Source organism: Pseudomonas sp. GL_135 (genome assembly GCF_057834665.1).
In genome coordinates, this window is record NZ_CM174408.1 from 5,071,025 (window position 1) to 5,093,384 (window position 22,360).

The following is a 22,360-nucleotide window of genomic DNA, read 5'->3' on the forward strand; positions in this document are numbered from 1 at the left end:
GGAACAGGTTCTCCTAAGGAGAGACATTGTGAGTGAGTTAATTCGTGTACCCGACATCGGCAACGGTGAAGGTGAAGTCATTGAGTTGATGGTCAAGGTCGGTGATCGCATCGAAGCTGACCAGAGCGTGCTGACGCTGGAGTCGGACAAGGCAAGCATGGAAATACCTGCGCCCAAAGCCGGTGTCATCAAGGCGATGAAAGTGAAGCTGGGCGACCGCCTGAAAGAAGGCGACGAGCTGTTTGAGCTGGAAGTGGAAGGCGAAGCGGCGGCCGAGCCTGCTGCAGCACCTGCTGCTGCCGCGCCTGCCCCTGCCGCTGAAAAACCTGCCGAGAAGCCAGCCGAAGCCGAACCTGCGCCTGCTGCAGCGACTGCACCTGCGGCTTCCGATACCATTCAGGACATTCACGTTCCGGACATCGGTTCGTCGGGCAAGGCTCGCATCATCGAGCTGATGGTCAAAGTGGGCGACAGCATCGAAGCTGATCAATCCTTGATCACTCTGGAATCCGACAAAGCCTCGATGGAGATCCCGTCTCCAGCCGCTGGCGTCGTCGAAAGCATCAGCGTCAAGGTCGAAGACGAAGTCGGCACCGGCGACCTGATCCTGAAATTGAAAGTGGCGGGTGCTGCACCGGCTGCCGCCCCTGCTCAGGCTGCTGCCCCGGCTCCGGCCAAGGCTGAAGCGGCTGCTCCGGCGGCCGCTGCTGCTCCGGCGGCGAAAGCTGAAAGCGCCCCGGCGCCTGCAGCCGCGCCCGCCGCTGCACCTGCGAACAACGGCGCCAAGGTTCACGCTGGCCCGGCTGTTCGTCAACTGGCGCGAGAGTTCGGCGTCGAGCTGAACGCTGTTTCGGCAACCGGCCCCCACGGTCGCGTGTTGAAAGAAGACGTGCAGGCGTACGTCAAATCGATCATGACCAAGTCCAAGGACGCGCCTGCTGCTGGCGGCGCTGCCGGCGGCATGGGCATCCCGCCGATTCCGGAAGTCGATTTCAGCCGTTTCGGCGAAACCGAAGAAGTGCCGATGACGCGTCTGATGCAGCTGGGCGCAACCGGCCTGCACCGCAGCTGGCTGAACATTCCGCACGTCACGCAATTCGACCAGGCTGACATCACCGACCTGGAAGCTTTCCGTATCGCGCAGAAAGCCGTGGCTGAAAAGGCCGGCGTCAAGCTGACCATTCTGCCGCTGCTGCTCAAGGCCAGCGCGCACATGCTCAAGGAGCTGCCGGACTTCAACAGTTCGCTGGCGCCAAGCGGCAAAGCGATCATTCGCAAGAAGTACTTCAACATCGGCTTCGCGGTGGATACGCCGGAAGGCCTGCTGGTCCCGGTGATCAAGAACGTCGACCAGAAGAGCCTGCTGCAGTTGGCGGCCGAAGCAGCTGAGTTGGCGGAAAAGGCACGCTCCAAAAAGCTGTCGGCCAACGACATGCAAGGCGCCTGCTTCACCATCTCCAGCCTGGGCCACATTGGCGGCACCGGCTTCACGCCGATCGTCAATGCCCCGGAAGTGGCGATCCTTGGTGTCTCCAAAGCCACCATGCAACCGGTCTGGGACGGCAAGGCTTTCCAGCCTCGCCTGATGCTGCCGCTGTCGCTTTCCTACGATCACCGCGTGATCAACGGCGCCGCAGCTGCACGATTCACCAAGCGTCTGAGCGAATTGCTGGCGGACATCCGCACGATTCTGCTGTAAGCCGTACAAGGCCCGTTTTTCGCGAAACGGGCCTTCGCTTTTTTCGAGCTGCCACGCTCGTACCTCAACCCCGCTGACTGGCGGGGCTTTTTTTGCCCTTAAAAAGAGGACGCAGCGCGGCCACAAGCGCCTACAGTATTTAATTCTTCGGCCGATAGCTGATCATGCACACATACCAACCGCTCGACCCTCACCCAGACAATCCGATCAATTACCTCCAGTAAATCAACCGTCTGCCGACAGATTTATAGCACTAAGCCATCGCGCTCACTTGTCAGCCCGTGCGCCATGATGCAACCTTGCGGCACGCGACTTAAAGACGGGCTCCTTGCCCGTGCGCGACAGCACCCTGAAAGCGAGTTCCTTCATGAAAAGCCAACCTGATGCTGCCGGTAGACCGGCGGCCGAGGTCGTGACGCAATTACCGGTGCCCTCGCGGCTCGGCATGCTGCGTTTCGAGCGGCTGAATGAACCCAGCTGGGCCATGCTCTATCTGGATCCGAATTGCGAGAAACAATTCAGCATGCCCGCCGTCGAACTCTGCGCGCTGGTGGGCACGCCGTATGCCAGCCTCATGGAGCCCGAAGCGCGCTATCAACTGCACGACGCCGTGCAGCTGCAACTGGCGGGCGGCGCCCATTACCTGATTCGCTACACCTTGCACACGACGCGCGGCCCGTTGGGTCTGGTGGAGATTGGTGAGGCTTACAAGCAACACAATCGGCACTTGCTGCGCGGCTATCTGATGGTCGTCAATGAGCAGGTCGAGTCCGGCGAACTGGTGATCAGCCCGGATCTGGAAGTGCAGAACTCCCGTCTGCAGATCGCGCTGGAGCTCAATCAGCGCGCCCAGCACGAACAGTTGCATCATCTGGAACGGGTCCGCGGCCAGCAAAGTTTGATTCTGCGCCTGGCACGCCATCGCTACAGCTCGAACAATTCGCTGCAGGAAGCGGCAGAGCTGATCACCAAAAGCGCCTGCGAGATCTACAACATCTCCTGCGCCAGCCTGTGGAACCTGAACGGCAAGACCCTGGAGCCGATTGCAGAGTATCGCCGCGATACCAGCACGTTCCCCAAAACCAACGCGATCGATATCAGCGAATTCCCCAGCTACCTGGATGTGTTGCATACCAGCCGCGCCATCGACGTCAACGACGTCGAGCAGGATCCGCGCACCAAAGAGCTGGTTCAGCGACTGCGTACCCAGGACATCACCGCCATCCTCGATGCCGCCGTGCGCATCGATGGCCAAGTGGTCGGCGTGCTGTGCCTTGAGCAGACGGGTGCCCCCCGGGAATGGCAGTCTGATGAGATCGCCTTTGCCGGTGAGCTGGCCGATCAGTTTGCCCACGCCATCAACAACCACAACCGCCGCACCGCCACCAGCGCCCTGCACCTGTTCCAGCGTGCCGTGGAGCAGAGCGCCAATGCGTTTTTGCTGGTCAACCGCGACGGCGTGGTCGAGTACGTCAACCCGAGTTTCACCGAGATCACTCAATACCCCGCCGACGAGGTCCACGGACAGCAACTCTCGGAGCTGCCTGCGCTTGAAAACCTCAGCGCGCTGCTGCTCGACGCGAACTCCAGTCTGGTCAACGGAAACAGCTGGCAGGGCGAGTTCAAGAGCCGGCGCAAAAACCTGGAACCCTATTGGGGCCAGCTGTCGATTTCCAAGGTGTACGGGGACAACCGCGAGCTGACCCATTACATCGGCATCTACGAGGACATCACCCAGGCCAAGCTCTCCCAGCAGCGGATCGAGCGCCTGGCGTACACGGATAATCTGACCAATCTGGGCAACCGTCCGGCGTTCATCCGAACCCTGGACGAGCACTTCGCCCGCGACGTCGAAACCCCGATCAGCCTGTTGCTGGTGGACATCGACAACTTCAAGCGCATCAACGACAGCCTCGGCCACCACACCGGGGACAAACTGCTGATCAGCCTCGCCCGTCGGCTGCGCAACAGCCTGAGCCCGACCGGCATACTGGCGCGATTCGCCAGTAACGAATTCGCCGTGCTGCTCGACGACACCAGTCCCGAGGAAGGCCAACGTGTGGCCAGCCAGGTGCTGAGTACGCTGGACAAGCCGATGTTCGTCGACAATCAGTTGATCAGCGTCACCGGCTCGGTGGGGCTGGCCTGCGCGCCGATCCATGGCCGCGACCCGCAGACGCTGATGAAGAACGCAGGCCTGGCGCTGCACAAAGCCAAGGCCAACGGCAAGCATCAGGTGCAGGTGTTCACCGAAGCACTGAACGCCGAGGCGAGCTACAAGCTGTTCGTCGAGAACAACCTGCGCCGCGCCCTGACGCAGAATGAACTTGAGGTCTTCTACCAGCCCAAACTGTGCCTGCGCAGTGGCCGTTTGCTGGGCATGGAAGCGTTGTTGCGCTGGAACCATCCGGAAAAAGGCATGATCCGCCCGGATCAGTTCATCAGCGTCGCCGAAGAGACCGGCCTGATCATCCCGATCGGCAAATGGGTCGCGCGCCAGTCCTGCCGCATGAGCAAGCAATTGACTGCGGCTGGCTACGGCAAGCTGCATGTGGCCATCAACGTGTCGCCCAAACAGTTTTCCGATCCGGAGCTGGTTTCTTCGCTGGCCGGTATTCTGCGTGACGAACAGCTCGACCCGTCGCTACTGGAACTGGAATTGACTGAAGGTCTGCTGCTGGAGGCAACTGAAGACACACGCCTGCAGCTGGAGTCGTTGAAGACCCTGGGCCTGACACTGGCGATGGATGACTTCGGTACAGGCTATTCGTCATTCAGCTATCTGAAGAAATTCCCCATCGACGTGATCAAGATCGACCGCAGCTTCATTCGGGACATTCCGGACGATCAGGACGACATGGAAATCACCTCGGCGGTCATCGCCATGGCTCACAACCTCAAGCTGACCGTGGTCGCCGAAGGCATCGAGACGGCGGCACAGCTGGCCTTCCTGCGTCGTCATCGCTGTGATGTCGGTCAGGGCTATCTGTTCGACAAGCCGATTCCGGGCGAAGCGCTGATCGAAACCTTGCGTCGCTACCCCCGCGGCCCGCTGGCCTGAGCCCCCCTTCCCCGCATCACATCAGTGCGGCACACTGCCGCCCTGCATTTGCATCAGCCGATTCTGACCCCATATACGGTTTTCACTGACAACGCATGTTGGTTGTCCTGCCCCAGAGAGGATGTGCCTCATGGTCTTGCGCTCGGAAATTCTTGTGAATAAAAACGCTCTCCCTACAGCCCAGCAGGCACTGCCCGGGCGCGAAACCCCCATGGCTCTGCCTGAAACTCATTTCGTCAACGGCACTCCCCTCCTCGGGCCGTTCTTCAACGACGTCGAATTCGCCATTTTCGGTTTGGGTTGCTTCTGGGGAGCTGAACGTCGCTTCTGGCAGCAAGAGGGTGTGGTCAGCACCGTCGTGGGATACGCGGGCGGTTTCACGCCGAACCCGACGTACGAAGAAGTCTGCTCGGGTCTGACCGGCCACGCCGAAGTGGTGCTCGTGGTGTATGAGCCTGCGAAGGTCAGTTATGAGCAACTGCTGGCGATGTTCTGGGAATTGCACAACCCGACCCAGGGCATGCGTCAGGGCAACGACATCGGCACCCAATACCGCTCGGTGATCTACGCGACAACGCCTGAGCAACTGCAGGCGGCCAAGGCCAGCGCCGAGGTGTATCAAGCCGAACTGGCCAAGGCCGGTCTCGGGGAAATCACAACCGACATCGACCAGGCGCCGACCGTGTACTTCGCCGAGGCGTATCACCAGCAATATCTGGCGAAGAATCCCCAGGGCTACTGCGGTATCGGCGGCACCGGCGTCTGCATGCCGCCGAGTCTGGCGGGTAACTGAGTCAGAACCGCTGACACCCCGCGCACTTAGTGGGACCGGCTTTAGCCGGGAAGACGTCGGGCGGCACGCCGCAGAATTGAGGGTGCTCCAACCGGCCTCTTCCCGGCTGAAGCCGGTCCTACCAACCGATCGCGTATCCCTTGTAGGACTGGCTTTAGCCGGGAAGACGTCGGATGTCACGCCGCAGAATTGAGGGTGCTGCCACTGACCTCTTCCCGGCTGAAGCCGGTCCTACTGAACGATCACGTACCCCTTGTAGGACTGGCTTTAGCCGGGAAGACGTCGGGCGGCACGCCGCAGAACTGAGGGTGCTACCACTGACATATTCCCAGCTGAATCCGGTCCTACCGACCGATCGCGTATCCCTTGTAGGACTGGCTTTAGCCCGGAAGACGTCGGATGTCACGCCGCAGAATTGAGGGTGTTACCACTGGCCCCTTCCCGGCTGAAGCCGGTCCTACTGAACGTCAGCGTCCGCCAGAAATCTCCTGACAACCACTCGCCATGCTTGAATCCGCTTTCTGCTTTTATTGCTTGCCCTCACATGAGGAGGAACAATGGGATGCAGGAAATCAAACATGCACGGTCTCTACGCATCGGTCGATCTTCCCAGCCGGGGAACGTCTATCTCGTGACCTCTGTGGTCAAAAATCGCCTGCCTATATTTAGTGATATTCAGATAGCCAACAGGGTCGTCGCGGAAATTGAGCACCTGCATTCCTCAGGCCTTGCGCACTCGATGGCGTGGGTAGTTATGCCCGACCATCTACATTGGCTGTTCGAGCTCAAGTCAGGATCGCTGCCTACGCTCATGCAAACTCTGAAGGGTAGAAGTGCCTTCGCAGTGAACAAGGCTCACGGCACGACAATACTCACATGGCAGAAGGGTTATCACGATCACGGGGTCAGGGCCGAAGAGGACCTCGTGGAGATGGCTCGCTATGTCGTGAACAACCCAATACGGGCAGGCTTGGTGAGGCAGAGGGAGGACTATCCATTGTGGGGTTGTGAATGGGTGCTCGAGTAGGACTGGCTTTAGCCGGGAAGAAGTCGGATGTCACGCCGCAGAATTGAGGGTGCTCCAACCGGCCTCTTCCCGGCTGAAGCCGGTCCTACCGACAGATCGCGTACCCCTTGTAGGACTGGCTTTAGCCGGCAAGACGTCGGGCGGCACGCCGCAGAATTGAGGGTGTCCACACTGGCCCCTTCCCGGCTAAAGCCGGTCCTACCGACCGATCGCGTACCCCTTGTAGGACTGGCTTTAGCCGGGAAAGCGTCGGTCATCTTGCCTCAGGATCGAGGGTGTCCACACTGGCCACTTCCCGGCTGAAGCCGGTCCTACTGACCGATCGCGTATCCCTTGTAGGACTGGCTTTAGCCGGGAAGACGTAAGCCGTCACGCCGCAGGAACCAAGAGCGGTTACTCCGCAATCAACCAATCCATCTTCCAGTCGCCCTGGGTCTGGCGGAGCTTCTTCGCCAGCCATGGCATCAACTCGCGCAGCTCTTCTTCCAACCCCCAAGGCGGATTGGCGATCGCCAGGCCGGAGCCGTTGAGGCTGTTGGGTGTGTCCAGCGGGTGCACGAACAACTCGACCCGCAGCAGCTTCGGTGCGCCAGTCTCGGCCAGTTCCTGATAGAAACGCTTAAGGGCGCGCTGGTCCTTGATCGGGTACCAGATGGCCGCAACGGTCTGGCGCATCCGCGCGATGGTTTCCTTAAGGGCTATGGAGCAGCGCTTCATCTCGTCGAGCTGCTCGAACGGCGGATCGATCAGCATCACCGCGCGCTTCTCGTGAACCGGCAACAACGCCCGTGGCACGTGCCAGCCTTCGCCCAGGTGCACGGCGACACGGCGGTCATATTTCATGTTGTCTTTGAGCAGCGCGCCGTCTTCGGGGTGCTTTTCGTTGAGCAGCACGCGGTCCTGTTCGCGGGTGAGGCGGCGGGCCAGTTCGGGCGAGCCGGGGTAGTAGCGCAGTTCGCCGGTCTTGCGGTTCATCTGGCGAATCGCGTCGATGTAACCGGCCGCCATTTCAGGCACGTCATCGGCATCCCACAAGCGGCCAATGCCTTCGATCCATTCGCCAGTGCGCGTTGCCTGATCGCCCTGCAAGTCATACAGGCCGATGCCCGCGTGGGTGTCGAGGTAAGCGAGTGGCTGCTCCTTGCGCGACATCAGCGCGATCAAGCGAGTCAGAACGATGTGTTTGAAAACGTCGGCGTGGTTGCCGGCGTGGAAGGCGTGACGGTAGTTCATGGCGGCTCCTGGAAGGCTGCGGAGTTTATCAAACCATCCGACGTTGCGCAGACCGCTCATGCCCTGCCGCTCGAGGGCGCCTAAACGACAGGCAAAAAAAACCCCGGTTAAGCCGTTACAAAACCGGGGGTGAGGCATTTGCGCGAGCCAGAGGGTGACCAAACCGTAGTCTGCGCAATGTAAGTGGGCCGATTATGCCAAATGAACTAAACGGTTACATAGCCGAAAACGACACGCTGATGCGTATGCCAGACATCTGCGACGCCAGCGCTTGCCGAGCTCACGCGCGCACCACCAGAATCAGGTCAATCTCAACAAACGGAGCGCACGTCATGATGCACGCAGACCTCATCGACCAGGACGACTTGATCAGCCAACTCAGAGCGATCGGTCTCGAGGTGCCCTCCGGCCTCAGCGCAGAACAGGCCTGTGCCCAAGCGGTACGCGGCCTCAATGACGACCGCGCTCGGGCCTTGCGGCAACTGGTAGAAGAACTGCTAAGCGGCAGCGCGACGATTTTGCCAGCCGTGCGCCAGGCGATTGATCAGCAGTTGTTGCCGGCGCTGGCGGCTTACAAGCAGAGTGCCTAGAGGCGTGACGCATTTTGTAGGAGTGAGCTTGCTCGCGAGAAGCCGGTACAGCCGATACAGATCTATCGTCCATACGACTGATCGCGAGCAAGCTCACTCCTACAGGAGACCGTTGCGCTCTTACAACCGCACACTCGCAAACGTCGACTCATTACGCGCCTGACTCAGCGCCGACAGTGGGCCGGACAACGGTGCCAGGACGAGCGACTGCGGAATCGGCAGCATTGCCACTTGCTGGGTAGTATTGGAGCCCACGCGTTCGTCGCGCGGCGGGATGCCGAAGTACTCGCGATAGCACTTGGAGAAGTGCGGCGTGGACACAAAGCCGCAGACCGAAGCCACTTCGATAATCGACATCGGTGTCTGCTTGAGTAATTGCCGCGCGCGGATCAGGCGCAGCTTGAGGTAATAGCGTGACGGCGAGCAGTGCAGGTATTTCTGGAACAGCCTCTCCAGCTGACGTCGGGACACGGCGACATACACCGCGAGTTCGTCCAGATCGATCGGCTCCTCCAGGTTGGCTTCCATCAGCGCGACGATTTCCTGCAGCTTCGGCTGGTTGGTGCCAAGCATGTGCTTAAGCGGCACGCGCTGGTGATCCTGTTCGTTGCGGATGCGTTCGTAGACGAACATTTCCGAGATCGCGGCGGACAGCTCACGGCCATGATCGCGGCTGATCAGGTGCAGCATCATGTCCAGTGGCGCGGTGCCGCCGGAACTGGTGAAGCGATTGCGGTCAAGGGTGAACAGGCGCGTGCTCATGGCGACGCGGGGGAAAGCTTCCTGCATCGCGGCCAGACATTCCCAGTGCACGCTGCAATCGAAACCGTCCAGCAAGCCCGCGCAGGCCAGTGCCCAGCTGCCGGTGCACACCGCGCCAAGACGACGGGATTGACGCGCCTGGCTCTGCAGCCAGCTGACGTGTTCGCGGGTAACGCTGCGTTGGATGCCGACGCCGCCGCACACAATCACGGTGTCGAGCACCGGCGCCTTGTGCATCGCGGCGTCCGGGGTGATCTGCAGACCGTCGCTGGCCCAGACCTGGCCGCCGTCAGCGGTCAGCGTAGTCCAGCGGTACAGCTCGCGACCTGATAACTGATTCGCCATACGCAGTGGCTCGACCGCTGACGCGAGGGAGATCAATGTGAAGTTGTCCAGCAGCAGGAAGCCGATGGATTGGGGCGCACGGTTCTGGGGTTGGGCCCCGGAGTTGAACGTAGTCATCACACTTCTCCTCACGCGTAAAACGGTTGAAGGCCTCAGCAGAGGCTCTCGTTGTCTCGCCCTCATCTGCGGAGAGCTTGGTCATTGCAACGCAATTGCCATGCCTAAATTTGAATGAGCATTCAACAACTCCCGATAGCGACGTCGCGAAGCGTCTATTCGGGAGCGACACAACGATTCAAATCGCGACCTCGTGACGGCTGAGCCATAAGCGCTGCGGGAGGGATGAGCACTTCCGTAGCACTTTGTGTGAACCATCGAATCGGCAGGCGGTCCGGGAGTGTCACCCGATGCACAGAGTGATCGAGGTCGGTGATGGGCCTTGGATATAGATGGCATCCCGCCAGCTCAAGAGTGAGCGCGCGCCAAAAGGTAGCGAGCTCAGTAGGACGTGTGCGAAAAGCGAGCAGGCGGCTACAGGCCACCTGTGCTTATTCGGAGACCGGGCGTTACCGACTCAACATTCGACGGCGCTGACCGCCAGCCCGCCCCGCGAAGTCTCTTTGTATTTGTCGTGCATGTCGGCGCCGGTGTCGCGCATGGTGCGAATGACCCGGTCCAGCGAAATGAAGTGCTGGCCGTCGCCGCGCAGGGCCATTTGCGCGGCGTTGATGGCTTTCACCGCAGCGATGGCGTTGCGCTCGATGCACGGCACCTGAACCAGTCCGCCCACCGGATCGCAGGTCAGGCCGAGGTTGTGTTCCAGACCGATTTCCGCCGCGTTGCACAGCTGCGCCGGGGTGGCACCCAGGATGTCCGCCAGACCGGCCGCCGCCATGGCGCACGCGGAACCGACCTCGCCCTGACAGCCCACTTCGGCGCCGGAGATCGACGCATTCTTTTTGCACAGAATGCCGATAGCCGCCGCGCCCAAAAGGTAATCGACCACGTTGGCTTCGCTGACTTCGTCGCTGAATTTGACGAAGTAATGCAGCACCGCCGGAATGATCCCCGCAGCGCCGTTTGTGGGCGCCGTGACCATGCGCCCTCCGGCGGCATTTTCTTCGTTGACCGCCAGCGCAAACAGGTTGACCCACTCCATCGCGCTTAGGGTCGAGCCGATCACGTTCGGCTTGTTCAGCTCCAGCAGGCTGCGATGCAGACGCGCCGCACGACGACGCACGTTCAGGCCGCCCGGCAGGATGCCTTCGTGCTTCAAACCCAGTTCCACGCACGCCTGCATGGCCCGCCAGAGGTGCATGAGCCCGGCACGGATTTCGTCTTCGCTGCGCCAGACTTTCTCGTTTTCCATCATCAGCTGCGACACCCGCAGGCCGTGGGTTTCGCAGAGCATCAACAATTCGTCGGCGCTGGAGAAATCATAGGGCAGCACGGTTTCGTCGCGATCCAGCACGCCACTGGCGGCCTGGGCTTCGTCGACGACAAAACCTCCGCCCACCGAGTAGTAAGTGTCGCGATGAAACTCGCCGTGCTCGTTAGATACGATCAGCGTCATGGCATTGGGGTGGAACGGCAGGTTTTCATCGACGAGCAACATGTCACGCTGCCAGATAAAAGGGATAGGGTGATCGCCATTGAGTTTCAAAGTGTCGGTTTCACGCAGTTCGGCGATGCGCTGGCCGATCAGCGCAGGATCGATTGCGTCGGGCCATTCGCCCATCAGGCCCATGATCACCGCGCTGTCACTGCCATGACCGACGCCGGTTGCCGAGAGCGAGCCGTAAAGCCGCACTTCAACGCGGTTCACTTGCCCCAGTTGTTCGCGTTCGCGCAGACCCTGAACGAACAGCGCCGCCGCGCGCATGGGGCCGACGGTGTGTGAGCTGGAAGGGCCGATACCGATCTTGAACAGGTCGAACACGCTGATAGCCATTAACCGCAAACCTCCGAAAACAGGGCTCCCGGCGCGCCGCGCGGCCGGCGATGGAGCTGCTACGCTCAAGCAGCAATCCACCGAGATGGCGGCATCATCAGCCTTTTGTTTTGCGGGGCGGCGTCTCACACCGACTCACCCATGCCCACCAACGTCGCCTCTGCTTTTACCGGTGCCTGAGCACGATCGGCTGCCGATTTCGGCACTTTTTGCCGTATCGTCACTCTGCTTTTGTCCCGGGAATCATTCGGCGAGCAGGGAAAAAACCTGTAAGCGACGTCACTGATGCTGGATACGACTCCCTGTGTACTGGATACGACGCCCCCTGTAGGCGTTTGTTTTTCCCTGTTACATGATCGTTGTCGACTCAATCGCCAGACGCAGTGATGGAGCTGTTTTCCCAACTTGACTCGCCGACACCAGAAAACGCATCAGCTGCGGTTGATGCCGAGAAAAAAACACCAAAGGAGTCCGACATGAAAGGTTCACACAGGCTGTTACTGGGCGTTGCGCTGAGTCTCCCGATCCTGGCCCAGGCTGCAGAGCCTGCCGCTTGCCAGACGGTCAATTTTTCCGATGTGGGCTGGACCGACATCACGGCGACCACCGCCGTCACCAGCGTCGTGCTGCAGTCGCTGGGCTACAAAACCAAGACCACGATGATTTCCGTGCCCGTGACTTACAAGTCGCTGGCCGATGGCAAGAACATGGACATTTTCCTCGGCAACTGGATGCCGACCATGGAAAACGACATCAAGGCCTACCGCGACGCAGGCACCGTCGAGACCGTCCGCGCCAACCTCGAAAACGCCAAGTACACCCTCGCCGTTCCTCAAGCTCTGTACGACAAAGGTCTTCACGACTTCGCCGACATCGTCAAATTCAAGAAAGAACTCGACGGCAAGATCTACGGCATCGAGCCGGGCAACGACGGCAACCGCCTGATCCAGAGCATGATCGACAAGAACGCCTTCGGCCTGAAAGACGCAGGCTTCAAGGTTGTCGAGTCGAGCGAAGCGGGCATGCTGTCCCAGGTCGACCGCGCCTCGCGACGCAACACCGACGTGGTGTTCCTGGGCTGGGAACCGCACCCGATGAACACCCGCTTCAAAATCAAATACCTCACCGGTGGCGATGACTTCTTCGGCCCCGACTTCGGCAAAGCCACCGTCTACACCAACGTGCGCAAGGGCTACACCACCGAGTGCAGCAACGTCGGTCAACTGTTGAAGAACCTGTCGTTCACGCTGCCGATGGAAAGCACGCTGATGGGCAATATCCTCGACGACAAGAAAAAGCCTGAAGTGGCCGCCAAAGCGTGGCTGAAAGCCAATCCTCAAGTACTCGACACCTGGCTGGCGGGCGTCACCACTGTGGACGGAAAACCTGGCCTGGAAGCCGCAAAAGCCGAGCTGACGAAGTAACTCGACAGGCAGGCGGGTAACGCCCGCCTGTTGTCCTCTTTTCATCCCGCACGCGGACAACCGACATCATGCTGACTGATCATAAAATCCCTCTGGGCGAGTACATCGCCGGCTTCGTCGAATGGCTGACGCAGCACGGCGCCAGCACCTTCGACGCCATCGCTTCGTCACTGGAAACCATGATTCACGGCCTGACCGGCGGCCTGACCTGGTTCAACCCCTTCGTGCTGATCGGCCTGGTTGCCCTGCTCGCTCACTTCATTCAGCGCAAATGGGGCCTGACCGCCTTTGTGATCATTTCCTTTCTGCTGATCCTCAACCTGGGGTACTGGCAGGAAACCATGGAGACACTGGCCCAGGTGCTGTTCGCCACGGCGGTCTGTGTGGTGATCGGCGTGCCGCTGGGCATCATTGCCGCGCACAAGCCGATGTTTTACACCTGCATGCGCCCCGTGCTCGACCTGATGCAGACGGTGCCTACGTTCGTTTACCTGATCCCGACCCTGACCCTGTTCGGCCTCGGCGTGGTGCCGGGCCTGATTTCGACGGTGGTGTTCGCGATCGCCGCGCCGATCCGCCTGACCTACCTGGGCATCTGTGACGTCCCGCAAGAACTCCTCGACGCCGGCAAAGCCTTCGGCTGCTCGCGCCGTCAACTGCTCTCCCGTATCGAACTGCCCCACGCCATGCCGAGCATCGCGGCCGGCATCACCCAGTGCATCATGCTGTCGCTCTCGATGGTGGTGATCGCCGCGCTGGTGGGCGCTGACGGCTTGGGCAAACCTGTGGTCAACGCACTGAACACTGCTGATATCGCTCTGGGCTTCGAAGCGGGCCTGGCGATCGTATTGCTGGCGATCATGCTCGACCGGATCTGCAAACAACCGGACGCCAAAGTGAGGGCCGACGCATGAGCATCATCAAATTCGATCAGGTTGACGTCGTCTTCTCCAAAGACCCGCGTGAGGCACTCAAGCTGTTGGACCAGGGCCTTACGCGGGCAGAAATCCTCAAGAAAACCGGCCAGATCGTCGGCGTTGAAAAAGCCACGCTGGAGATCAACAAAGGAGAGATCTGCGTGCTGATGGGCCTGTCCGGCTCGGGCAAATCCAGCCTGCTGCGCTGCATAAACGGCCTGAACACGGTCAGCCGCGGTTCGCTGTTCGTCGAGCACGAAGGCCAGCAGATCAATATCGCTGCCTGCACCCCCGCCGAGCTGAAAATGATGCGCACCAAGCGCATCGCGATGGTGTTTCAGAAGTTCGCCCTGATGCCCTGGCTGACGGTGCGCGAGAACATCAGTTTTGGTCTGGAAATGCAGGGCCGCCCCGAGAAAGAGCGGCGCGCGCTGGTGGACGAAAAGCTGGAGCTGGTCGGCCTGACCCAGTGGCGCAACAAGAAGCCGGACGAGCTGTCGGGCGGCATGCAGCAGCGTGTCGGCCTGGCTCGCGCCCTGGCGATGGACGCCGACATTCTGCTGATGGATGAGCCGTTTTCGGCACTCGATCCGCTGATTCGTCAGGGCTTGCAGGATGAGCTGCTGGCGCTTCAGAAGAAGCTGAACAAGACCATCGTCTTCGTGAGTCACGACCTGGACGAAGCGCTCAAGCTCGGTACCCGTATCGCGATCATGAAGGACGGCCGGATCATTCAGTACAGCGTGCCGGAAGAGATCGTGCTGAACCCTGCCGATGAATACGTGCGCACGTTCGTCGCTCACACCAATCCGCTCAACGTGCTGTGTGGTCGCAGCCTGATGCGCCCGATCACCCAGTGCACGCGCATCAACGGGTCTCAGGTCTGTCTGGACCCGAGCGACGACACATGGATTGATCTCACTGATGGCAACGCCATCACCGGCGCCCATCAGCATGGCGCGAGCCTTGATCTGCAAAGCTGGGCACCGGGCCAGTCGGTGGAAACCCTCGGCCGCAAACCCACCGTTGTCCACTCCGACATCGGCATGCGCGATGCCCTGCAGATTCGCTACCACACCGGCAACAAACTGGTGTTGCAGGAGAACAACCAACTGGTCGGCATCCTTGGCGACAGCGAGCTGTACCACGCGTTGCTGGGCAAGAATCACGGCTGATAGCAGCTGCAAGCTTCAAGTTTCAAGCCGCAAGAAAAAGGCCGCCACGCCTCGACTCTTGCGGCTTGGAGCTTAAAGCTTGTGGCTGCCTTTCTGCGCCCCCGCTTTTTTGTTGATTGAACGTTCAATTAAAAAGCTTTACAGTGGACGCCGTTTCCAGCCACTCACGTTCACCCTGCACATCAAGGAGCCCCACAGATGCCCAAGGTCGGTATGCAACCCATTCGGCGTCAGCAGTTGATCCAGGCCACCCTGACGGCGGTCGATCAGGTCGGGATGGGCGATGCCAGCATTGCGCTGATCGCCAAACTGGCAGGGGTCTCCAACGGCATCATCAGTCACTACTTTCAGGACAAGAACGGCCTGATCGCAGCGACGATGCGCCACTTGATGAATGCGCTGATCGCCAGCGTCGCCGAGCGGCGCCGGGCATTGAACGACGACAGCCCGCGGGCTCACCTGAAAGTGATCATCGAGGGCAACTTCGATTCCAGTCAGGTCAACGGTCCGGCGATGAAAACCTGGCTCGCCTTCTGGGCAACCAGCATGCATTCGCCCTCGCTGCACAGGCTGCAGCGGATCAACGATCACCGTCTGTATTCCAACCTCTGCTGCCAGTTCCGTCGCGCATTGCCGTTGGATGAAGCACGCAGCGCAGCCCGTGGGCTGGCGGCCTTGATCGACGGCTTATGGCTGCGCGGCGCGCTTTCCGGCGACGCCTTCGATACCGAACAAGCGCAACGGATCGCCTACGAGTACATGGACTTTCAACTGGCAAAAGCGCCGAGCTGAAGCAGCCGGCACCACGACCAAGGCAGCGCACGGCGCACTCGGTCGTCACCCACCCAGACTACTTCGAGGATTTTATGGCCCGTTTCGAACTGCAAAAACTCTACATTGATGGCGGCTACGTGGACGCCAGCGGCAACGCGACCTTCGACGCCATCAACCCGGCCAATGGCGAAGTCCTGGCTCAGGTGCAGCGCGCGACCAAAGACGACGTCGAACGCGCCGTTGTCAGCGCTGAAAAGGGCCAGAAAATCTGGGCCGCCATGACCGCCATGGAGCGCTCGCGCATTCTGCGTCGTGCCGTCGACATCCTGCGTGAGCGCAACGATGAGCTGGCCGAGCTTGAAACCCTCGACACCGGCAAGGCGATCTCCGAAACCAAATACGTCGACATCGTCACCGGCGCCGACGTGCTGGAGTACTACGCCGGCCTGGTGCCTGCCATCGAAGGCGAGCAGATTCCGCTGCGTGACACCTCATTCGTCTACACCCGCCGCGAGCCGCTGGGCGTCACCGTCGGCATCGGCGCGTGGAACTACCCGATCCAGATCGCCCTGTGGAAGTCCGCCCCTGCGCTGGCAGCCGGCAACGCGATGATCTTCAAGCCAAGCGAAGTCACCTCGCTGACCACGCTGAAGCTGGCGGAAATCTACACCGAAGCCGGTGTGCCGGAAGGCGTGTTCAACGTGCTGACTGGCGCCGGCAGCGACGTCGGCAGCTGGCTGACCGAGCACCCGCGCATCGAGAAGATCTCGTTCACAGGCGGCGTGCAGACCGGCAAGAAAGTCATGGCCAGCGCGTCGAGCTCGTCGCTCAAGGAAGTGACCATGGAGCTGGGCGGCAAGTCCCCGCTGATCATTTTCGACGACGCCGATCTGGATCGCGCCGCCGACATCGCGATGATGGCCAACTTCTACAGCTCGGGTCAGGTCTGCACCAACGGTACTCGCGTGTTCGTGCCGAGCGCCCTGAAGGCTGACTTCGAAGCGAAAATCCTTGAGCGCGTCAAACGCATCCGCGTCGGCAACCCCCAGGACGACAACATCAACTTCGGCCCGCTGGTGAGCTTCGCGCACATGGAAAACGTGCTCGGCTACATCAACAAGGGCAAGGAAGAAGGCGCGCGCCTGCTGATCGGCGGCGACCGTCTGACCGAAGGCGAACTGGGCAAGGGCGCGTTCGTCGCGCCGACCGTGTTCACCGACTGCACCGACGAGATGACCATCGTCAAAGAGGAAATCTTTGGCCCGGTGATGAGCATCCTCAGCTACGACAGCGAAGAAGAAGTGATTCGCCGCGCCAACGACACCGAGATGGGTCTTGCTGCGGGCATCGTGACCAAGGACCTGAACCGCGCGCACCGCGTGATCCATCAACTGGAAGCCGGTATCTGCTGGATCAACGCCTGGGGCGAGTCCGACGCGAAGATGCCGGTCGGTGGCTACAAGCAGTCGGGCGTGGGCCGGGAAAACGGTATCAGCTCGCTGGCGCAGTACACCCGGATCAAGTCTGTACAGGTCGAGCTGGGCGATTACGCGTCGGTGTTCTAAAGCAGCTTTAAGCGGCAAGCGGCAAGCCTCAAGACAAAGCAACTGCAGTCCTGGTTTGCCGCTCACCCCATCAATCTCGCAGGCGCCGCCTCGCTGCTTTTTCTTGCAGCTTGAGGCTTGACGCTTGCAACTCCCAAGGAGATTTATCTTGGAATACGACTACATCATCATCGGCGCCGGTTCGGCCGGTAACACTCTGGCAGCCCGTCTCACCGAGGACGCAGGCGTCACCGTACTGTTGCTTGAAGCAGGCGGCCCGGACTATCGCGCCGACTTCCGCACGCAGATGCCAGCCGCGCTTGCGTTCCCGCTGCAAGGCCGTCGCTACAACTGGGCTTACGAGACCGAGCCAGAGCCGCACATGAATAATCGGCGCATGGAGTGCGGTCGCGGCAAGGGCCTGGGTGGCTCTTCGCTGATCAACGGCATGTGCTACATCCGCGGCAACGCCATGGACTACGACGGCTGGGCGGAAAACCCGGGCTTGGAAGACTGGTCTTACCTCGATTGCCTGCCGTACTTCCGCAAGGCCGAAACCCGCGACATCGGCCCTAACGACTACCACGGCGGCGAAGGCCCGGTCAGCGTGACCACGCCAAAGGCCGGCAACAACCCGCTGTTTGCCGCGATGGTTGAAGCAGGCGTGCAAGCCGGTTATCCGCGCACCGATGACCTCAACGGCTATCAGCAGGAAGGTTTCGGCCCGATGGACCGCACCGTTACGCCGTTCGGCCGTCGTGCCAGCACCGCCCGGGGCTATCTGGACGAAGCGAAGAAGCGCTCGACCCTGACCATCGTCACTCACGCACTGACGGATCGGATTCTGTTCGATAACAAGCGCGCCGTCGGCGTGGCCTACATGGTGGGCGACAGCGACACCCGCATTGAAGCCCGCGCTCGCAAGGAAGTCCTGTTGTGTGGCGGCGCCATTGCTTCGCCGCAGATCCTGCAGCGTTCCGGCGTCGGCCCCGCGCCGCTGCTGAAGAAGCTCGACATTCCGGTCGTTCATGACCTGCCGGGCGTTGGCGAGAACCTGCAAGACCACCTCGAGATGTATTTGCAGTACGCGTGCAAGGAGCCGGTCTCGTTGTATCCGTCGCTGCTGTGGTGGAACCAGCCGGCCATCGGCGCCGAGTGGATGTTCCTGGGCAAGGGCATTGGCGCCAGCAATCAGTTCGAGGCGGGCGGTTTCATTCGTTCACGCGAGGAATTCGAGTGGCCGAACATTCAGTACCACTTCCTGCCGGTCGCGATTAACTACAACGGCAGCAAAGGCGTTCAAGAGCACGGTTTTCAGGCGCACGTCGGTTCGATGCGCTCGCCAAGCCGTGGTCGCGTGCAGGTGAAGTCGAAGAACCCGCGCGAGTACCCGAGCATTCTTTTCAACTACATGGCGTCCGAGCAGGACTGGCAGGAATTCCGCGACGGCATTCGTTTGACCCGCGAGATCATGCAGCAGCCAGCGCTGGACCAATACCGTGGCCGCGAAATCAGCCCCGGCATCGACGTGCAGAGCGACGAGCAGCTGGACACGTTCATCCGTGAGCACGCCGAGACGGCGTATCACCCGTCCTGCTCATGCAAGATGGGCACCGATGAAATGGCGGTCGTTGACGGTCAGGGCCGTGTGCACGGGATGGAAGGGCTGCGTGTGGTGGATGCGTCGATCATGCCGCTGATTACCACCGGCAACCTCAACGCGCCAACGATCATGATGGCCGAGAAAATTGCCGACAAGATCCGCGGTCGTGCCCCGCTGCCGCGCAGCACTGCTGATTACTACGTCGCCGGCGATGCGCCGGTGCGTGGCAAGCCGATGCGCGAAGTGGGCCCGTTGGCGCAGTAATCACCGCCGTTACTGCAGCAGGCTCCCCGGGAGTGCTGTGCAATCGTCCAGCACACCCGGTCCATGTGGGAGCGAGCTTGCTCGCGAAGAAGGCATTTCAGCCGCTGAAGATTCAGTGGATGTGCCGACCTATTCGCGAGCAAGCTCACTCCCACAGTCCATTTGCCAGCAGATACATTTGCGGCGCCGATGTGTCAGTGGGACCGGCTTCAGCCGGGAAGAGGCCGGTGGATACACCCTCGATTTTGCGGTGTGACACCCGACGCATTCCCGGCTAAAGCCGGTCCCACAATGGCGCGTTGCGCGCGCGTTGTCCTTCCCTCCCCCGCTGCAGTGACCATCCGCGCTATGATTCGGGCCGTTGCCTGTCCGAATCGTCAAGGAGCCTTCCTGCATGTTCGACTTCTCCGCTCAGCTCAAACAGCGGTTCGCCGCCCTGCAGAGCAGCGCCCCGTTTTTTTCCCTGCGTTACGTCAAACAGACCAGCCAGCATCTGTCGGTGCGCAAGAACGTCGCCGAGCCGCCACAGCTCAGCATCGACGAGGGCGCGATGCTGACCGTGCGGGTCAATGGTGTCGAAGCCTACGCGGCCACCAACGACATCTCCCAGCGCGGACTTCAATCGGCGCTGGAACAGGCGGAGACTCAAGCGCGGCAACTGGCCCCGCATTCGCTCCTTGACCTGCGCGACCATGCTGTCGCCACCGCCCACGCCGATTACCTTTCGCCCAATCTGCAAAATGCGTTTCCATCGCTCAGTGATTGCTACGCCCTGCTCAATGCCGAGTCGGCGTCGGTGCCGAGGGACGAACGTCTGGTCAACTGGCAGGTGAGCCTGGGGCTTGAGAACGTCGAGCAGATTTACCTGAACAACTTCGGTGCCGAAATCCGTCAGGCCCAGCGCTTTGTCTTCCCAGGCCTGACCGTCACGGCCTACGACGGACAGGACAGCCAGACCCGCAGCCTCGGCCGCGAGAATTTCGGCCAGCAGGGCGGCGCGGAAGTCATCGCGTCGTGCGGGATCATCGGTGCGGCGGTCAACGTCGCCGATCAGGCGCTGCAACTGGTCATGGCGCCGAACACGCCCTCCGGCCCCCGGGATCTGCTGCTGACGCCCGACCAGATGACCCTGCAAATCCACGAATCCATCGGCCACCCGCTGGAGCTGGACCGCATCCTCGGCGATGAGCGCAACTACGCCGGGACCAGCTTCGTCAAAGCCAGCGACTTCGGCAGCCTGCAATACGGCTCAAGCCTGCTCAACGTGACCTTCGACCCTGAAATCCCCGAGCAACTGGCGAGCTACGGCTTTGATGACGACGGCACGCCGGCGAGCAAGCAATTCCTGATCAAGGACGGCTTACTGGTAAGGCCTCTGGGCGGCGCGCTGTCGCAATACCGCAGCGGCATGGAAGGCGTCGCCAACAGCCGCGCGTCCAGCTGGAACCGCGCGCCCATCGACCGCATGGCCAACCTCAATATCGAGCCAGGCGACAAGTCGATGGCGCAGCTCATTGGCGGCATCGAGCACGGCATTTTGATGAGCACCAACCGCTCCTGGTCGATCGATGATGCGCGCAACAAATTCCAGTTCGGCTGCGAGTGGGGCCAGTTGATCGAGAACGGCGAGCTCAAGGGCGTGGTGAAAAACCCGAATTACCGCGCGATCTCCGCGCAGTTCTGGCGCAACCTCAGCGCGGTCGGCGACGCCAGTACCTTCAAGGTCCTCGGCACGCCCAACTGTGGCAAAGGCGAACCCAATCAAGTGATCCGCGTGGGGCACGCCTCGCCCGCTTGCGTGTTCGCGAGCGTTGATGTTTTCGGAGGTGACGCATGATGTCCCATCAAGCGCAATTCAAGGCCCTGGCGGAATGGCTGCACGGGGCGGTTACCGCCGACGAGCGTTACACCTTGAGCTACGACGCCGAAGCGTCGGACTTCATCCGTTTCAACCACGCCAAGGTGCGTCAGGCCGGCCATGTCCAGCAAGCCAGCGTGACCTTCAAGCTGATCGCCGCAGGCCGCCACGCCAACCTGAGCCTTACGCTGTCGGGCGATGGCGAGGTGGATCAACAACGCCTGAGCGACGCCCTGCTTCAACTGCGCGAGACCCTGACGCTGCTGCCGGAAGACCCTTATCTGCAACTGAACGAAGAGGCCTGGCAGAGCAGCAACGTGCAAGAGACGCCATTGCCAGACCGTGCACATGTGGTCGAGCAGATCGCACAACTGGGCGAGGGACTGGATCTGGTGGGCATCTACGCGGCCGGTCCGATCTATCGCGGTTTCGCCAGTTCAAGCGGGGCGCTGGGCTGGCACCAGGCCAACAGCTTCAATTTCGACTGGAGCCTGTTCCACGAGAACGGCCAGGCGGTGAAAGCCAACTACGCCGGGCACACGTGGACTGACGAAGGCTTCGCACGGCGCTTTGCGCTGGCCCGTGAGCAACTGACGTTTCTTGGTCGCCCGGCGCACGCCCTCGCCCCCGGGCAATACCGCGCTTACCTGGCGCCTGCCGCGCTGGAGGAAGTCATCGGCATGCTGTGCTGGGGAGGTTTCTCTGCACAGTCGCTGGCCGACAAGACCAGTCCCTTGCAGCGGCTGTACGACGGCCACGCCACGCTGAATCCGTTGGTGAGTTTGAGCGAGCAGGTCAGCGGCTCGTTGTCCCCTGCGTTTTCCGGTGAAGGTTATCCGCGCATGGACCTGTCGCTGGTGGCCGAAGGCGTGGCCCGGGATCGCATGATCGACTCGCGCAGCGCCGCCGAATACGGCCTTGTCGCCAACGGCGCAGGCTGGGGCGAGTCACCGAGCGCGCTGAGCATGGCGAGCGGTTCGCTGGCGCTGGATGAAGTGCTGAAAGCGCTGGGCACGGGCCTGTACATCAGCAACCTGTGGTACCTGAATTTCTCGGACCGCACCGCCGGGCGCATCACCGGCATGACCCGCTTCGCCACGTTCTGGGTCGAAGACGGGCAGATCAAGGCGCCGGTCAACACCATGCGCTTCGACGACAGTATCTTCAGCCTGCTGGGCACGGCACTGGAACAACTGACCACAGAAAGGGAACTCCTGCTGTCGACGAGCACCTACAGTCAGCGCCAGACCGCCTCGAGTCTGCTGCCCGGCGCGCTGCTGAGCGGGTTGACGCTGACGTTGTAATGCATCGGGCTGTCTGGCTGCTGGCGGGCAGACACT

At 61.1% G+C, this 22,360-nt stretch carries 16 protein-coding genes; 13 read left to right on the forward strand and 3 right to left on the reverse strand.

The window, feature by feature from the left end; translation table 11 throughout:
• Window positions 1–28: 28 nt before the first annotated feature.
• From aceF to AC3ISG_RS22445, 4 genes are all read left to right on the forward strand, one after another.
• The gene (gene aceF / locus AC3ISG_RS22430) at window positions 29–1,699 is read left to right on the forward strand and encodes a dihydrolipoyllysine-residue acetyltransferase (RefSeq protein WP_489297997.1); all 1,671 of its coding nucleotides are present in this window, start codon (window positions 29–31) and stop codon (window positions 1,697–1,699) included.
• A gap of 367 nt (window positions 1,700–2,066) precedes the next feature.
• Window positions 2,067–4,760: a putative bifunctional diguanylate cyclase/phosphodiesterase gene (locus AC3ISG_RS22435; protein ID WP_272633154.1), complete on the forward strand. Its 2,694-nt coding sequence runs from the start codon at window positions 2,067–2,069 to the stop codon at window positions 4,758–4,760.
• Window positions 4,761–4,890: 130 nt separating this feature from the next.
• Window positions 4,891–5,553, forward strand: coding sequence for a peptide-methionine (S)-S-oxide reductase MsrA (gene msrA / locus AC3ISG_RS22440; RefSeq protein WP_122625585.1), 663 nt, complete (start codon window positions 4,891–4,893; stop codon window positions 5,551–5,553).
• A gap of 562 nt (window positions 5,554–6,115) precedes the next feature.
• Window positions 6,116–6,580, forward strand: coding sequence for an REP-associated tyrosine transposase (locus AC3ISG_RS22445; RefSeq protein WP_489297998.1), 465 nt, complete (start codon window positions 6,116–6,118; stop codon window positions 6,578–6,580).
• A 393-nt stretch (window positions 6,581–6,973) separates the two neighbouring features.
• On the opposite strand, the gene AC3ISG_RS22450 is transcribed toward AC3ISG_RS22445, so the two are convergent.
• Window positions 6,974–7,813 (reverse strand): 23S rRNA (adenine(2030)-N(6))-methyltransferase RlmJ, encoded by an 840-nt coding sequence (locus AC3ISG_RS22450; protein ID WP_489297999.1) that lies wholly within the window; start codon window positions 7,811–7,813, stop codon window positions 6,974–6,976.
• Window positions 7,814–8,145: 332 nt separating this feature from the next.
• Here AC3ISG_RS22450 and AC3ISG_RS22455 point away from each other — a divergent pair, with 332 nt between their 5' ends.
• Entirely contained in the window at window positions 8,146–8,403 is a 258-nt protein-coding gene (locus AC3ISG_RS22455) for a hypothetical protein (RefSeq protein WP_489298000.1), read from the forward strand.
• A 120-nt stretch (window positions 8,404–8,523) separates the two neighbouring features.
• Here the strand turns inward: AC3ISG_RS22455 and gbdR are convergent, their stop codons facing one another.
• Entirely contained in the window at window positions 8,524–9,627 is a 1,104-nt protein-coding gene (gene gbdR / locus AC3ISG_RS22460; protein ID WP_122625583.1) for a choline metabolism transcriptional regulator GbdR, read from the reverse strand.
• Window positions 9,628–10,084: 457 nt separating this feature from the next.
• A complete protein-coding gene (locus AC3ISG_RS22465) occupies window positions 10,085–11,461 on the reverse strand; it encodes an L-serine ammonia-lyase (RefSeq protein ID WP_489298001.1) in 1,377 nt (458 codons plus the stop codon).
• A 476-nt stretch (window positions 11,462–11,937) separates the two neighbouring features.
• On the opposite strand from AC3ISG_RS22465, the gene AC3ISG_RS22470 reads away from it, so the two are divergent.
• The 8 genes from AC3ISG_RS22470 (at window position 11,938) to AC3ISG_RS22505 (ending at window position 22,324) form a co-directional block, all read left to right on the forward strand.
• Window positions 11,938–12,885 carry a choline ABC transporter substrate-binding protein gene (locus tag AC3ISG_RS22470; protein WP_122625581.1) on the forward strand — a complete coding sequence of 316 codons (948 nt, stop codon included), beginning with the start codon at window positions 11,938–11,940 and terminating at the stop codon, window positions 12,883–12,885.
• A gap of 65 nt (window positions 12,886–12,950) precedes the next feature.
• Complete coding sequence (gene choW, locus AC3ISG_RS22475; RefSeq protein ID WP_172613019.1) at window positions 12,951–13,799, forward strand: choline ABC transporter permease subunit; 849 nt, start codon at window positions 12,951–12,953, stop codon at window positions 13,797–13,799.
• The gene (choV, locus tag AC3ISG_RS22480; protein WP_122625580.1) at window positions 13,796–14,977 is read left to right on the forward strand and encodes a choline ABC transporter ATP-binding protein; all 1,182 of its coding nucleotides are present in this window, start codon (window positions 13,796–13,798) and stop codon (window positions 14,975–14,977) included. Before choW ends, choV begins: the two co-directional genes overlap by 4 nt.
• Window positions 14,978–15,175: 198 nt before the next feature.
• A complete protein-coding gene (betI, locus tag AC3ISG_RS22485; protein ID WP_122533875.1) occupies window positions 15,176–15,769 on the forward strand; it encodes a transcriptional regulator BetI in 594 nt (197 codons plus the stop codon).
• Window positions 15,770–15,843: 74 nt separating this feature from the next.
• Complete coding sequence (gene betB, locus AC3ISG_RS22490) at window positions 15,844–17,316, forward strand: betaine-aldehyde dehydrogenase (protein WP_489298002.1); 1,473 nt, start codon at window positions 15,844–15,846, stop codon at window positions 17,314–17,316.
• A 148-nt stretch (window positions 17,317–17,464) separates the two neighbouring features.
• Entirely contained in the window at window positions 17,465–19,162 is a 1,698-nt protein-coding gene (gene betA, locus AC3ISG_RS22495) for a choline dehydrogenase (RefSeq protein ID WP_489298003.1), read from the forward strand.
• Window positions 19,163–19,556: 394 nt separating this feature from the next.
• Entirely contained in the window at window positions 19,557–20,999 is a 1,443-nt protein-coding gene (locus AC3ISG_RS22500) for a TldD/PmbA family protein (RefSeq protein ID WP_489298004.1), read from the forward strand.
• Complete coding sequence (locus AC3ISG_RS22505; protein WP_489299576.1) at window positions 20,999–22,324, forward strand: TldD/PmbA family protein; 1,326 nt, start codon at window positions 20,999–21,001, stop codon at window positions 22,322–22,324. Before AC3ISG_RS22500 ends, AC3ISG_RS22505 begins: the two co-directional genes overlap by 1 nt.
• Window positions 22,325–22,360 lie beyond the last annotated feature (36 nt).

What these genes read in the sequence shown, in the direction of transcription:
- AC3ISG_RS22505 (WP_489299576.1), top strand. Translation starts at nt 20,999, where the DNA reads ATGTCCCATCAAGCGCAATTCAAGGCCCTGGCGGAATGGCTGCACGGG.
- AC3ISG_RS22450 (WP_489297999.1), bottom strand. Translation starts at nt 7,813, where the DNA reads ATGAACTACCGTCACGCCTTCCACGCCGGCAACCACGCCGACGTTTTC.
- AC3ISG_RS22455 (WP_489298000.1), top strand. Translation starts at nt 8,146, where the DNA reads ATGATGCACGCAGACCTCATCGACCAGGACGACTTGATCAGCCAACTC.
- AC3ISG_RS22445 (WP_489297998.1), top strand. Translation starts at nt 6,116, where the DNA reads ATGCAGGAAATCAAACATGCACGGTCTCTACGCATCGGTCGATCTTCC.
- AC3ISG_RS22435 (WP_272633154.1), top strand. Translation starts at nt 2,067, where the DNA reads ATGAAAAGCCAACCTGATGCTGCCGGTAGACCGGCGGCCGAGGTCGTG.
- msrA (WP_122625585.1), top strand. Translation starts at nt 4,891, where the DNA reads ATGGTCTTGCGCTCGGAAATTCTTGTGAATAAAAACGCTCTCCCTACA.
- betB (WP_489298002.1), top strand. Translation starts at nt 15,844, where the DNA reads ATGGCCCGTTTCGAACTGCAAAAACTCTACATTGATGGCGGCTACGTG.
- choV (WP_122625580.1), top strand. Translation starts at nt 13,796, where the DNA reads ATGAGCATCATCAAATTCGATCAGGTTGACGTCGTCTTCTCCAAAGAC.
- AC3ISG_RS22500 (WP_489298004.1), top strand. Translation starts at nt 19,557, where the DNA reads ATGTTCGACTTCTCCGCTCAGCTCAAACAGCGGTTCGCCGCCCTGCAG.
- betI (WP_122533875.1), top strand. Translation starts at nt 15,176, where the DNA reads ATGCCCAAGGTCGGTATGCAACCCATTCGGCGTCAGCAGTTGATCCAG.
- gbdR (WP_122625583.1), bottom strand. Translation starts at nt 9,627, where the DNA reads ATGACTACGTTCAACTCCGGGGCCCAACCCCAGAACCGTGCGCCCCAA.
- AC3ISG_RS22465 (WP_489298001.1), bottom strand. Translation starts at nt 11,461, where the DNA reads ATGGCTATCAGCGTGTTCGACCTGTTCAAGATCGGTATCGGCCCTTCC.
- AC3ISG_RS22470 (WP_122625581.1), top strand. Translation starts at nt 11,938, where the DNA reads ATGAAAGGTTCACACAGGCTGTTACTGGGCGTTGCGCTGAGTCTCCCG.